11 protein-coding genes are annotated in these 12,150 nt (G+C 62.0%); 7 read left to right on the forward strand and 4 right to left on the reverse strand.

Annotation, left to right across the window (positions count from 1 at the left end; genetic code table 11):
• Nucleotides 1-5 precede the first annotated feature (5 nt).
• Entirely contained in the window at nucleotides 6-191 is a 186-nt protein-coding gene (locus ISP15_RS15690) for a DUF2065 domain-containing protein (RefSeq protein ID WP_404548622.1), read from the forward strand.
• 81 nt (nucleotides 192-272) lie between these two features.
• Nucleotides 273-1,565 carry an adenylosuccinate synthase gene (locus ISP15_RS15695; RefSeq protein WP_404548623.1) on the forward strand — a complete coding sequence of 431 codons (1,293 nt, stop codon included), beginning with the start codon at nucleotides 273-275 and terminating at the stop codon, nucleotides 1,563-1,565.
• Between the two features lie 59 nt (nucleotides 1,566-1,624).
• Here ISP15_RS15695 and ISP15_RS15700 read toward each other — a convergent pair whose 3' ends face one another.
• Entirely contained in the window at nucleotides 1,625-1,792 is a 168-nt protein-coding gene (locus ISP15_RS15700; protein ID WP_404548624.1) for a hypothetical protein, read from the reverse strand.
• A 22-nt stretch (nucleotides 1,793-1,814) separates the two neighbouring features.
• Complete coding sequence (locus tag ISP15_RS15705; RefSeq protein ID WP_404548625.1) at nucleotides 1,815-3,161, reverse strand: beta/alpha barrel domain-containing protein; 1,347 nt, start codon at nucleotides 3,159-3,161, stop codon at nucleotides 1,815-1,817.
• A 462-nt stretch (nucleotides 3,162-3,623) separates the two neighbouring features.
• Between ISP15_RS15705 and ISP15_RS15710 the strand changes: the two genes are divergently transcribed.
• The 5 genes from ISP15_RS15710 to ISP15_RS15730 all read left to right on the forward strand — a co-directional run bounded on the left by ISP15_RS15710 (nucleotide 3,624) and on the right by ISP15_RS15730 (nucleotide 9,346).
• On the forward strand, nucleotides 3,624-4,730 hold the full coding sequence (locus ISP15_RS15710) for a YncE family protein (RefSeq protein WP_404548626.1): 1,107 nt from the start codon (nucleotides 3,624-3,626) through the stop codon (nucleotides 4,728-4,730).
• 26 nt (nucleotides 4,731-4,756) lie between these two features.
• Nucleotides 4,757-5,080 carry a ubiquitin family protein gene (locus ISP15_RS15715; RefSeq protein ID WP_404548627.1) on the forward strand — a complete coding sequence of 108 codons (324 nt, stop codon included), beginning with the start codon at nucleotides 4,757-4,759 and terminating at the stop codon, nucleotides 5,078-5,080.
• Between the two features lie 163 nt (nucleotides 5,081-5,243).
• Nucleotides 5,244-6,017, forward strand: a complete 774-nt coding sequence (locus tag ISP15_RS15720; RefSeq protein WP_404548628.1) for an SEL1-like repeat protein — start codon at nucleotides 5,244-5,246, stop codon at nucleotides 6,015-6,017.
• A gap of 163 nt (nucleotides 6,018-6,180) precedes the next feature.
• Entirely contained in the window at nucleotides 6,181-6,579 is a 399-nt protein-coding gene (locus ISP15_RS15725) for a hypothetical protein (protein ID WP_404548629.1), read from the forward strand.
• A gap of 112 nt (nucleotides 6,580-6,691) precedes the next feature.
• A complete protein-coding gene (locus ISP15_RS15730; protein ID WP_404548630.1) occupies nucleotides 6,692-9,346 on the forward strand; it encodes a M1 family metallopeptidase in 2,655 nt (884 codons plus the stop codon).
• Between the two features lie 453 nt (nucleotides 9,347-9,799).
• Here the strand turns inward: ISP15_RS15730 and ISP15_RS15735 are convergent, their stop codons facing one another.
• A complete protein-coding gene (locus tag ISP15_RS15735; RefSeq protein WP_404548632.1) occupies nucleotides 9,800-11,188 on the reverse strand; it encodes an FAD/NAD(P)-binding protein in 1,389 nt (462 codons plus the stop codon).
• A 79-nt stretch (nucleotides 11,189-11,267) separates the two neighbouring features.
• Nucleotides 11,268-11,852: a cysteine dioxygenase gene (locus tag ISP15_RS15740; protein ID WP_404548633.1), complete on the reverse strand. Its 585-nt coding sequence runs from the start codon at nucleotides 11,850-11,852 to the stop codon at nucleotides 11,268-11,270.
• Nucleotides 11,853-12,150 lie beyond the last annotated feature (298 nt).

Here is a 12,150-nt window from a genome sequence, read left to right on the forward strand (position 1 = left end):
ACGCCATGCCGCGCGATTTCTATGCCGCGTTGTGCCTGGTGCTGGTCATCGAGGGCCTGGTGTTGTTCGCCGCCCCGCAGGCCTGGCAGGCGATGATGCGCGAAGCCGCCAGGCTGCATCCGCGCACGCTGCGCGTATTCGGCGCGATCGCCATCGGCATCGGGCTGATCACGCTGCGGCTGGTGCATTGAACAGATTCATCGCGCGGTAACCGGCGCGCGTCATCGTTTTCCCGTTCCGCCGATCGGAACGTCTTTAGAGCGAGAAACATCATGGGCAAGTCAGTCGTAATTCTTGGCGCGCAGTGGGGCGACGAAGGCAAAGGCAAAATCGTCGACCTGTTGACCGAACGTGTAGGCGCCGTCGCGCGTTTCCAGGGCGGCCATAACGCCGGCCATACCCTTGTCATCAAGGGCAAGAAGACCGTGTTGCACCTGATTCCCTCGGGCATCCTGCGCGATGACGCGCTGTGCCTGATCGGCAACGGCGTGGTGCTATCGCCCGCCGCGCTCAAGCAGGAAATCGAAGAACTGGAAGCGCAAGGCGTCAACGTGCGTCCGCGCCTGAAGATCAGCCCCGCCACCCCGCTGATCATGCCGTACCACATCGCCGTGGATAAAGCGCGCGAAATCGCCGCCGGCGGCAAAGCCATCGGCACCACCGGCCGCGGCATCGGTCCGGCCTACGAAGACAAAGTTGCCCGCCGCAGCGTGCGCGTGGCCGACCTGATGTATCCGCACGAGCTGCCCGCGTTGATCAAGGCTGCCGTCGACTACCATAACTTCATCCTTACCCAGTGGCTGAAGGCCGAGCCGGTCGACTACCAGCAGGTGTTGGACGATGCGCTGGCCTATGGCGAATTCATCCGCCCGATGGTCGACGACGTCGCCACCATCCTGCACGACATTCGCAAGGAAGGCGGCAATATCCTGTTCGAAGGTGCGCAGGGCGCGCTGCTCGATATCGACCACGGCACCTATCCCTACGTCACGTCCAGCAACACCACCGTTGGCGGCGCACTCGCCGGCACCGGCGTGGGTGCTGGCGACATCGACTACGTACTCGGTATCTGCAAAGCCTACGCCACCCGCGTCGGCGGCGGCCCGTTCCCCACCGAACTCAACGACGACATGGGCGAGCGGTTGCGCAAGGTCGGCAACGAATTCGGCGCCAGCACCGGTCGTCCGCGTCGCTGCGGCTGGATCGACCTCGTCGCATTGAAGCGCGCCGTGCAGATCAACGGCATCACCGGCCTGGCCATCACCAAGCTCGATGTGCTCGATGGCTTGCCCAGCATCAAGGTCTGCATCGCCTACGAATACCGCGGCAAGCGGCGCGAACTTGCCCCGCTCGACGCCGACGGCTGGGCCGAATGCAAGCCCGTCTACCTGGAATTCCCCGGCTGGGAAGAATCCACCGCCGGCATCCGCGACTGGAACAAATTGCCGCCTGCCGCGCGCGCCTATCTGCGTGCCGTGGAAGAGCTTTCCGGCTGCCGTCTGGCCATCGTGGCGACTGGCGCCGATCGCGACGATACGGTCGTGCTGGACGATCCGTTTGCCTGATCGCGCTATGTGAGTTCGAAAGAACCAACGCCCCGCATGCGGGGCGTTGGTTCTTTGATTCATGAATTTACGAAGCGGCACGTTCCGATGAGCCGGGCATCTGGCGTCCAACCCGGCAATGCTTCGATCTGTGGACCGATGCGGGTGAACTGCGATGTGTTCCACGATTCCAGCAGCGTCCTGTACGTATCGCTGCCCAGGTCCATCTTGGTGTCGATCGTGGTCATGGCATTGCAGTCCGAATGTCGCTCAGGGAAGTGCGGATGAGTAATGGTGCGTAGAGTGGGCGTGCGGGCCATGATGTCCGCAGAATACTTTGGCGCGTGCGTACAAGTCCTGCAGCTCCTGCGGTTTGTCGTAATCGATGCGACGGCCGGTACGCAGGTCGCGGCGCATCAGGCGAATCATCTGTTCAATGACTTCCTGCGAGAAACTGTCGACCGGCAGCCGGGTGACTTCGGCCAAACGGTGGGCGAGGACCGGTGGATCGCTTATGACCGGACACACGCGATAACCATAATTGCCGCCAATGGTTTCCGGCGCGAGGTCCATGAAGCGGTTGGCGACCTGACGGAATGAGGTACATGTCAGGCGGTATGCGTTGTGCCCCAGCACGGGCAGGTCGTCCGGCACCGGCCCCATCTCGTCCAGCTGCTGCAAGCTGGTTGCCAAGGGCAGCAACTGATCCAGATGATAGTGCTGCACATGCGGATTGCCGATGCGCGCCAGATTGGCTAGCAGTTCGCCGGTCGACGCATGGCCGATGATCGCCGCGCGTTTGGGCAGGCCAGCCCAGATGCCGTCGGCGCCGTTGAGCAAGGCTTCCACCACCGACGCATTTTCAAAGCCCGCACCCGCATGGATGTGCACCAGGATTTTCATCGGCGGCGGCAGCACACTGCGCAGTACCGCGATATAGGCGCCCACCTGGAACGGCAGGAACGTACCGCGGTCGTCCTCGATGGTGACGCCTTCGATCGGCAGTTGCGCCAGCAAGGCCAGGATCTCGCACGCCTGTTCGAGATTGTTCGCCAGCGCATCGCAGCCATCGGCGATATTGATGAAGATGCGTGGCGCGCCATCGTGTTCACCGCGGATATTCTCGTGCAGCCAACGGATGCTGGAAGGAAGGCTGCGACGCAGCGTGTCGAAATCATAAAGGCCGGACATGCCTGCCTTGCTCAAATAGATTTCATGCACGGTGTTGGGCACGCCGTAGGCCTGCAGCTTGCGCTGCGACGGATCGGGAGTAAACGTGCCGTCCTGCGCTTCCATGCCAATGGCGGTAAAGGCGAAACAACCGCTCATGTCCATGCTGTTGTCGCGCAAGTGCATCATGAAATCGTCATCGACTTCCAGTTCGTCCGGCATCGCGTAATCGAGCGTGCCCAGCGAAATGTTGCGGAAGCCGAATTCGCGCAATTTCGGCAAGATGGCCAACTTGTCGCGCAGCGTCTGGCCGATGTTCGAGCCGACCGGATTTTCCCGCAATGACACATCGACCAGGTAGGGCTCGATTGTTCGAAGCTTCTCGAGCTTTGCGTCAGCCCCGGCCAGGATGGCCCTGGCGTTCTCCAGCGCTTGCGTCGACGACATGGTTTCTCCCGGCAAGTGGCGATCGAAACGGTGATGCATGGATATCGTGGACAGACGCGCGATAACCGGTTGCCCAACCTGACACAGACAAGCAATGGTCATGCCGAGGCCCGGATCAGCCATAGGCCTGCCTAAAGGAGCGCAACGCCCGGTGCAAGCAGGCGCCTTTCACCATGATGGTCATTAGTGGTCACGTGATGTCACTCGTATCGCCATGGCACGAAAGTTCACCGGCTGTTGACGATCGGCAGAGTATTTACGCGCCGGGCAAATGCGCCGCCCTTCTGTCCCTGTTATTTATTCATAGCGATCCGCGCAGCGTGTGCCGCGCATCTGTCTTGCGACAAGGGTTCTTGTTTCGATGATTTTCTGCTCGGGTGATACCCGCAGGCTTCGTGCACTCGGGCGGCGCGCGCGTGCGCGCCGGTGCCCGTCAACCCATCACACAGGAAGGTGACCGATATGAAACGCAAACTTATTGCCCTGGCCTTGTTGGCGGGGTTTACCAGTGTCGCGATGGCCAGCTCGATAGTGGCTGGCAATGTGCTCGTCATCGACCAGACAGCGGGCACATCGCAGCAAGGCGCGCTGTTCACCGTTGATCAACGTACTGGAACGCGAGCCTTGTTCAGTGACTTCGGCGATGCCAGCCAAGGAACGGAAGGCGTCGATCCGAATGCGGTGACATGGATGCCGGCGCAGCTGTTGGGTCTTATTCCTGCCTTCGTGCTGGTGACGGATGGCAGTGGTGGAACCAACGAACAGGGCGCGCTTTACAAGATCGATCCTGCCACCGGCAGCAGAGACTTGCTCAGCGATTTTGGCGATAGCGCGCAAGGGCCGCTGGGAGCATATCCGGTCGCCGTGCTGGCGGTAGCGCCGGGCCTGCTGAACTGGTCGGGCGTGCTGGTGGCCGATCCGTTCGCCGGCACCAACGGCCAAGGCGTCATCTTCTCGGTGGACACATCGGGCAATCGCACCACCGTCATTGATTTCGGCGATAGTAACGGGCCACAGGGCGAATACCCGGACAGCCTGGCGTATTTTCCGGGCGAGCCGGGTTTGGGAAGTACCGTACTGGTTGCCGATGGCAATGCGGGCACGCAGTCGCTGGGCGCCTTGTTCTCGATTGATCCGGCCACCGGCACACGCTCGTTGCTCAGCGATTTCGGCAACAGCGCGCAAGGCTGGGTGGACGCCAACCCGGAATCGACGCCCGTGAGCGTGACCGTAACTCCGTCGAATCAGATTTTCGTACTGGTGCAGGAACTGAGCCAGGGCGGTGGCGGCGCGGTAGTGCAGGTCGATCCCGCCACCGGCAATCGCACGCTGGTCAGTGATTTCAGCAATGCCGTGCAAGGACCCGCCGGCGTGGAACCAAATGGATTGACATGGTTGCCCAACCTGTCGCTGTTGGGAGTGTCCGATGGCGACGCGGGCACCGGCAGCGGCGGCACGCTGTTCACGGTTGATCCAGCGAGCGGGCGGCGCGGCACGCTCAGCGATTTTGGCAACACCAGCGAAGGGCCGGTTGGCGGCGAACCGAGCGGCTTGGCTGTGGCGCAGTGATTCCTCACTTTTCCAGGAGAACTTCCATGCATTCGAAGAAACCTCACAATCGCCTTGGCGCTGCCTTCCTCGCGCTATTGGTCGCAAGCGCCCTGGTCTTCGCACCTGCGGCGATGGCCATGCAGATATTCGTCAAGACATTGACCGGCAAAACCTTCACGTTGGAGGTCGAAGCTTCTGACACCATCGAGAACGTGAAAGCGAAGATCCAGGATAAAGAAGGCATTCCGCCCGACCAACAGCGGCTTATTTTTGCCGGAAAGCAACTGGAGGACGGCAGGACGTTGTCCGATTACAACCTTCAGAAGGAGTCGACACTGCATCTTGTCCTGCGGCTGCGCGGCTACTGATGGCTGGATCAACACAGGGCCGCATGGATTCTACGCTTGGATCCATGTGGCCTCAGCCGCAATCAGGCGGAAAAAAAGTGGCCGGCCTGTCATCGACCTCGACGCTGAATCGTTTATGGTTGCGATCATTTCCAAAAGACTCGTCGATCACAGGGAGTACCGCATGCGCAGGTTGGTTTGGGCGATAGCCGGCCCGTTGTTGCTATCCATGCCGTGGCTGGCGGTCTCGCATGCGGCGGCCACCGATGCGCCGGCCGCCACTTCGTCCAGCGGTAGCGACTACATACCCAGCGACGCGGATCTGGCTGCCGCCCATTGCGTCATCGGCGAGGAAAAATTCTTGCCTGGCGATTACTACTATTGCCTGGGCGGCCTGACTTACGGAAAGCACAGCTATCGCGAGTCGGTGCGGTTTTTCACCACCGCAGCCAGTTGGGCCAGCAAGCCGGCGCAGTACGTACTTGGCGTGATGGCGCTCAACGGCGATCACCAGCCGAAAAGCCGCGCCCTGGCGCTGGCATGGTTCACGCTCGCGGCGGAGCGTCCGGATTCCCGCTTCAAGACACCTTACGAGCAGGTCTACCAGGCTTCCACCCGTGCCGAGCGCCGGGCTGCCGATGTCCTGCTGGAAAAGATGCGCCCCACCTATGGCGATGCGACCGCGGCGGTGCGTGCCGAGCGGCGCTATGTGGACGGCATGAAATGGCTCGCGCGCATGAACAGCGGCGGCAGCCAATACTGCATGGCGGGTTTGGGCACGCTTGATCGACCGGTAACCGATCCTTTGGGCTGTCCGTCCATGCAGCAGGTGGTCACGTCGGTGGACCGCCAGGCGGCAACCGTATTCGAAGGCTGGTCGGGCCATGTCACGGTGGGGCCGCTGCAGCCGGTGTCTGCGTCCGAGCTGTCCAAGACGAATGGTGCGAACAGGCCCTAGTCAAACCATGCCAGCTGCAAGCGCAGCGTCCTGCCGGATTCCCGCTTCGGTCCCACAGTGAACGGTTGTCCGCGGTGTGTTGCCTATGAACCAAAAATCCACGTGCCGCTGACCATCGCCGGTTCACCCTGTAGGCCTCGCCCACATCCGCGGAGCATGCACCATGGCAGTGAACCATTCATCCGGCAAACGCGACGGCCACAACGGTAAACCGTCTTATCGTCATCACACCGATGATGCGATCGAATCGCCAGCCGTATCCCAGGCGACGCGCGGCGACGGCGGGGCAGGCGGCATCAGCGGTACGGGGCAGGCCTTTCCACATCACGGTTTCGATGATTCGATTGCAAAGGACGCGCTCGGCAACCCGGCAGGCGATGAAGCTGCGTTGCCGATGCCGGAAAACGGCAGCACCTACCAGACAGGCGGCAGCCACCTCCATCGTGAACGACAGGAACAGCTGCGCAAGGCGCGCCTGGCCGGAAGCAGCGCCGCCAGCCAGGGACGCGGGCCTGCCGATCCGGCACCCGGCGCGCCGGTGGATCGCGACCCTTCGAGCTGATTGCCTCCTGCGATCGGCAAAGCCATCGCCGCGCATGACGTGACTTCTGGCGGTGTCTGGACAAGGCCGGCAGGCCGCACTATCCCCTATCAACGAACGATAGGGGAGTTCCATGCGTACCACTTTGTTCGCCGCCATCGCGGTGGCGCTTGCTGGTGCTGGTGTATGTGCCAGTGGCGCAACGATGGCCCGGCCGGCCAGGCCGGCCGAAATCATCGGCACGACACAACTGCCGCGCAGCGTGCAGCCCTCCCATTACGACGTGGCGATTACGCCGCATGTCGGCAAGCTGAGTTTCGATGGCAAGGTCACGGTAGCCATCGACGTGCTGCAGTCGACCGCCAGCATCACGCTCAATGCGATCGACCTGAAGTTTTCCTCGGTGAAGCTGGTATCCACCTCCGGCCATGCCACCATCGGCACGCCCAGGGTGGCCATCGATGCGGCGGCGCAAACGGCCACGTTTACCTTCGACAAGCCTTTGCCGATCGGCAGCTATAGCCTGAGCATGGATTACACCGGCAAGATCGACACGCAAGCCAACGGCCTGTTTGTGATCGACTACGACACCAAGTCCGGCCACAAGCAGGCGCTGTATACCCAATTTGAAAATTCCGACGCGCGCCGCTTTATTCCTTCGTGGGACGAACCGGCGTACAAGGCTACCTTCAGCCTGACGGCTACCGTGCCCACCGGGCAGATGGCGGTGAGCAACATGCCTGCCGCGCAGAAGACCGATCTCGGCAACGGCCTCACCCGCGTGGCATTCCAGCCGTCGCCCAGGATGTCCACCTACCTGCTGTTCTTCGGCACCGGCGATTTCGATCGCGTCACCACCCACGCTGGCGCGACCGAGATCGGCGTAGTCACGCAGAAAGGACTTTCCGCGCAAGCCAGTTTTGCGCTGGATTCGGCCAAGTCCATCCTGACCGAATACAACGATTACTTCGGTACGCCGTATCCATTGCCCAAGCTCGACAACATCGCTTCCCCGGGCAGCAGCCAGTTCTTTGCCGCGATGGAAAACTGGGGCGCGATCTTTACCTTCGAATACGCGATGCTGCTCGATCCCTCCATCTCCACCCAGGCGGACAAGGAAGGCGTGTTCAGCGATGAAGCGCACGAGATGGCGCACCAGTGGTTTGGCGATCTCGTCACCATGCGTTGGTGGGACGATCTGTGGCTCAACGAAGGTTTTGCGTCATGGATGGCCACGCGCACGACCGAAAAGCTGCACCCGGAATGGCATGCCGAGCTCGGCACGGTGGATATCCGCGAGACCGCCATGGGCCTGGATGCGGAAGCCACCTCGCACCCGATCGTGCAGAAAGTGGAAACCGTGGAGCAGGCCAATCAGGCTTTTGATGCGATTACCTATTCCAAGGGCGAATCGGTGATCCGCATGCTGGAAAACTATGTGGGCGCGGATACCTGGCGCGACGGGGTGCGCCGTTATATCAAGGATCACGCCTACGGCAACACCGTGTCCGATGATTTGTGGAAGGCGATGGAGACAGTGACCGACAAGCCGATCACCACCATCGCGCACGACTTCACCTTGCAGCCCGGCGTGCCGCTGATCCGGCTGGCTTCCGAGAGCTGCAAAAACGGCAACACCGTGCTTGAGCTTACGCAAGGACAGTTCAGCAAGGGCGCATCGAATCGCATGCTGCGGCATTGGCATGTACCGGTCATCGCGCAAACGGTGGGCGGCAAGGCGGCGAGCACGCTGGTCAATGGCGAGGCTTCGTTGGTCGTGCCCGGCTGCGGTCCGGTGGTGATCAATGCGGGACAAGGCGGCTACTACCGCACGCTGTACACGTCAGAAGCCTTTGCCGCACTCAGTGCCCATTACGCCAAGCTCGCGCCGATCGACCAGCTCGGGCTGCTGGACGATACGTTGGCCCTGGGCTTGGCCGGCTTGCAGCCGGCATCGTCTGTGCTGGACCTGATCAAGGCGGCGCCCGCCGATGCCGATCCGGTGTTGTGGGGCAATATCGCGCAAGTGCTCGACAGCTTGCCGCGCTATTACCGCGACGGCGATCCGGGTCAGGCGTCTTTCCGTGCCTTCGCCATCGCACGGCTGGAACCGGTGTTCGACAGAGTCGGCTGGGACGCCAAGCCGGGCGAGTCCGCGACCGTTGCGATCCTGCGCGACCAATTGATCGGCACGCTAAGCGACCTGGGCGACCAGCGCGTGATCAAGGAAGTGCGCCGCCGCTATGCCGCACAGGCGACCGATCCGTCGGCGGTGCCAGCGCCATTGCGCAAGACGATTACCGCAGTGGTTGCCTACACCGCCGATGCGGCGACCTGGGACCAGTTGCATGAGCGCGCGCAAACCGAAAAAACCCCGCTGGTGAAAGATACCTTGTATGCGTTCCTGGCCAGTGCCAAGGACGAAGCCTTGGCCAGGCGCGCGCTCGAACTCGCCTTGACCAGCGAGCCGGGTGCGACCAACAGCGCAAACATGATCTCCACGGTTTCCCGCAGGCATCCGGAGCTGGCCTTCGATTTCGCCGTGGCGCATCGCGAGCAGATCAACCAATTGGTCGACTCCACCTCGCGCAGCCAGTATTACCCGCGCCTGGCCAATGCCTCGCTGGATCCGGCCATGATCGGCAAACTGCGGGCCTTCGCGCAGGCATACATCGCACCCACTTCACGGCGCGATGCGGATACCGCCGTGGCGAACATCCAGTACCGCATCGGTGTGCGCAAGGACCGCCTGCCCGCGATCGATGCATGGTTGAAGAAGAACGGCTGATCGCTGAATCAGGATGATCGGCCAGTAAACACCGGCCGATGCGCCAGGTATCTCCAGTTGGATGTGTCATTCGGGCTCCCCGGCCAGCCGGCCGGGGAGCCTGTCGGGCGCATGGTCGGCATTGCCCTGCTGCTTATCGCGGGGTCGGCCCATGCTTTGGTGATCGGCACGCAGCCACCATCTCACGACTGGCAGGCAGCCCGCGTCCTTGCGTGCCACGGGGAGGGGAGACCCGTGCCGGCTGATGCCGGATGCTCTGAAAGCTTGGGGCCTGTCCACACGCTTCGCGTAGCCCGCGTTGGCGTTGCGTGGCTGCCATGTGGCAGCGTGTATGGACGGCTATATAGATACCTGGACAGTTGGTGAAAATACATGGCGAGGCGATGGTAGATTCGCCTGTAAGCAGAACGATTGGTGATAAGTACGCGCAGCGTTGCTGCGCGATGCGTGTGGTCACGCCGAGATCGCGGCCGGCAGCGGCAACCCATTCGGTGCCAGCGCTGTTGCCATGGCGTGGGCCGCGGCGCGTATTTCCGGCATGGCCGTGCACTCCCAAAGGTTGCCGCGCAGTAGCGAACCGATGGCGTACAACCCTGGCTGTACATCTCCCCGGGCGTTGATCAGGCGGCCATCGGGCAGGGCCGACACGCCCAGTTGCAAGGGATCGGCGACAGCGAGCCCATCTTCGAGCAGCCTCGCGAGCAATGTGTGCTGCGTAAAGGCTACGGCGGTGTCCAAGCCGGTGGCTTGCACTACGAGGTCGGCCTGCATGGTGGTCAGGATCTGGTTCGAGCGCGTCCGCAAGGTAACGTCCAGCGGACCCTGGCCGTCCACGCCAAGTACGCGGGCCGCGTGAATATGCAGGCGGCCCTCGTCGCGGAGCTGCTGAATGATTTCAGCCGACGGAGGAGCCACGCGATGCCGTGCCGACTCCCAGATCCACCGCACAGAGCGAAGGAACTGGCGGCGCTGGGCCAAGTCCATCCGTTGCCACAACACAGCATTGATGGGACGCATGCCATCGATGACGCTGCGCCAATCGCATTGGGGATGGTTGCGCAAGGTGGCCCGTATCTGGCGAAGCATGGGAGCCGCGCCGCTGCATGCCAGTAGCGCCTCATTGAGGCTGGCTTGTTCCGGAAACGGGGTGATCGGCAAGGCAGGATGCACGAACGGAAGCTGGCCATGACGGGACACGGCCACCAATTCCGCCTCGGGCCAGCGGATAGAAGCCGACAGCAAGGTGTCGACGGCAGTGAGGCCGGTGCCGATCACCATCAACCGGCGCGGTGCCTGCGTGCGTTGTGGCAGGTTCCACGGATCAAGTTCATAGGCGCCGCTGGCGAGCGCGGACGCCGATACCGTGCGCAACGGACGCGGCGACAAGGTACCGACGGCCAGCACGACCGCGTCGGCGCGTAGCGTGGCGTGACCGGCAAGCTGCACACGATATCCGTCCGCGCGCGAGGTGATATGCACAGCCTCCTCCGCGTACAGCGCATGACATCGCCCTCGCTGTGTCGCCGACGCCATGCGTTCCTGGACCTGCGCGTCGATGAATTCGCCGAAAAGCCGACGCGGCAGGAAATCCGTGCCACGGACGTCCGCGCGATGACGCGCACTGTGCTGGACGAAATCTTCGCCATGATCCACGTACAGACCCATGCCGCTGGCCCGCACATTCAGCAGGTGACGCTCGTCCGGAGTGCCGTAGGCGATACCGCGACCCGCTTTCGAACCTCCGGTTATCCAATGCACGGTGTCCGTGCTGTCCTGTTGCAGTAGTGCTCCAAACACCGCCGCGCCTGCCGCGCCGCCGCCGATGATTGCGATGTCTGCCATGGTGACTGTCCTGTTGCGAAGCGAGGTGCGGTTGCGGTCGATGATCACGCCGGGTTCTTTCGTTGCCGGCTTGGTTGGCTCAACTCAGGGCGCAGTCGCGAATCGTAGGGTGGGTCGTGGCGATCCACCGATCCTCATCCTGGCGAAAGCTGCGGTAGCTATTGAGTTCGCCGCCGTAGACATGGAGCGAAAGCGTCGGGCGATTCGAGGACAGGTTCCGGCATCGATGCGCGTAGCCGGCATGCGTGAAAGCGACATAATCGCCGATCCCGAGGACGGATACCTCGCGCGAGACCAACTGCGGCTGCGCACCGGACGCAAGGTCGAATGCTTCCACTTCCAGCACGCCGTCAAGCACGAATTCCATGCCCCACAGATCATCGTGATCGTGCACCGGCGTGGCGTAACCCGGCGGCCACACGATCAGCAGCGCTTCATAGCCAAGATCGGCGCGCACCGCCAGCGGAATGCGCCGATAGGTCGCCGCGGTTCCATGGCCGGCGACCTCATCGGCATGCGGGCATTCGTCCCATGCCGACACGGTTGCGAGTGCTTCGGCCAGGCGCGGAACATCGATCGTCCCCTGTGCTCCAACGCACGCATCGATCGTGGCGAGCAGGCGCCGGGTCCAATTGGAGCTTGCGGGCTTGAGTGCGTCGTGCATGGATTTAACCCCCGGGGTAATGGGCGTACTCGAGAGCAAAAAAACATAATCGCCGTTAAAGAACTGCTATTCGCTCGCAGCCAAAAGTCATAGCGTTATGCCGCAAAAGGCTTGATATAAGCATGAACCCCTATATTCCGCGTTATTTTTAATGCACGCCGGCTTGTGAGACGAAATTCGTCTTACAGGTTAGGAATGTCGAATGAGAGCACGGCCATTAAAAGATTGAAAAAAGCTTAAGTGCTTTGGTTGAAACGCGCAGCCGCATTTTCTTGCAAGGTCCGCTCCATGCATGCGC

The sequence above is a fragment of the Dyella jejuensis genome (assembly GCF_044904675.1).
In the GTDB taxonomy this organism is placed as follows: Bacteria; Pseudomonadota; Gammaproteobacteria; order Xanthomonadales; family Rhodanobacteraceae; genus Dyella_B; species Dyella_B jejuensis.

Bases quoted from the DNA above. Each gene is read 5' to 3' on its own strand.
- ISP15_RS15740 (WP_404548633.1), bottom strand. From the start codon at position 11,852: ATGCACGACGCACTCAAGCCCGCAAGCTCCAATTGGACCCGGCGCCTG.
- ISP15_RS15710 (WP_404548626.1), top strand. From the start codon at position 3,624: ATGAAACGCAAACTTATTGCCCTGGCCTTGTTGGCGGGGTTTACCAGT.
- ISP15_RS15700 (WP_404548624.1), bottom strand. From the start codon at position 1,792: ATGACCACGATCGACACCAAGATGGACCTGGGCAGCGATACGTACAGG.
- ISP15_RS15725 (WP_404548629.1), top strand. From the start codon at position 6,181: ATGGCAGTGAACCATTCATCCGGCAAACGCGACGGCCACAACGGTAAA.
- ISP15_RS15695 (WP_404548623.1), top strand. From the start codon at position 273: ATGGGCAAGTCAGTCGTAATTCTTGGCGCGCAGTGGGGCGACGAAGGC.
- ISP15_RS15735 (WP_404548632.1), bottom strand. From the start codon at position 11,188: ATGGCAGACATCGCAATCATCGGCGGCGGCGCGGCAGGCGCGGCGGTG.
- ISP15_RS15705 (WP_404548625.1), bottom strand. From the start codon at position 3,161: ATGTCGTCGACGCAAGCGCTGGAGAACGCCAGGGCCATCCTGGCCGGG.
- ISP15_RS15690 (WP_404548622.1), top strand. From the start codon at position 6: ATGCCGCGCGATTTCTATGCCGCGTTGTGCCTGGTGCTGGTCATCGAG.
- ISP15_RS15715 (WP_404548627.1), top strand. From the start codon at position 4,757: ATGCATTCGAAGAAACCTCACAATCGCCTTGGCGCTGCCTTCCTCGCG.
- ISP15_RS15720 (WP_404548628.1), top strand. From the start codon at position 5,244: ATGCGCAGGTTGGTTTGGGCGATAGCCGGCCCGTTGTTGCTATCCATG.
- ISP15_RS15730 (WP_404548630.1), top strand. From the start codon at position 6,692: ATGCGTACCACTTTGTTCGCCGCCATCGCGGTGGCGCTTGCTGGTGCT.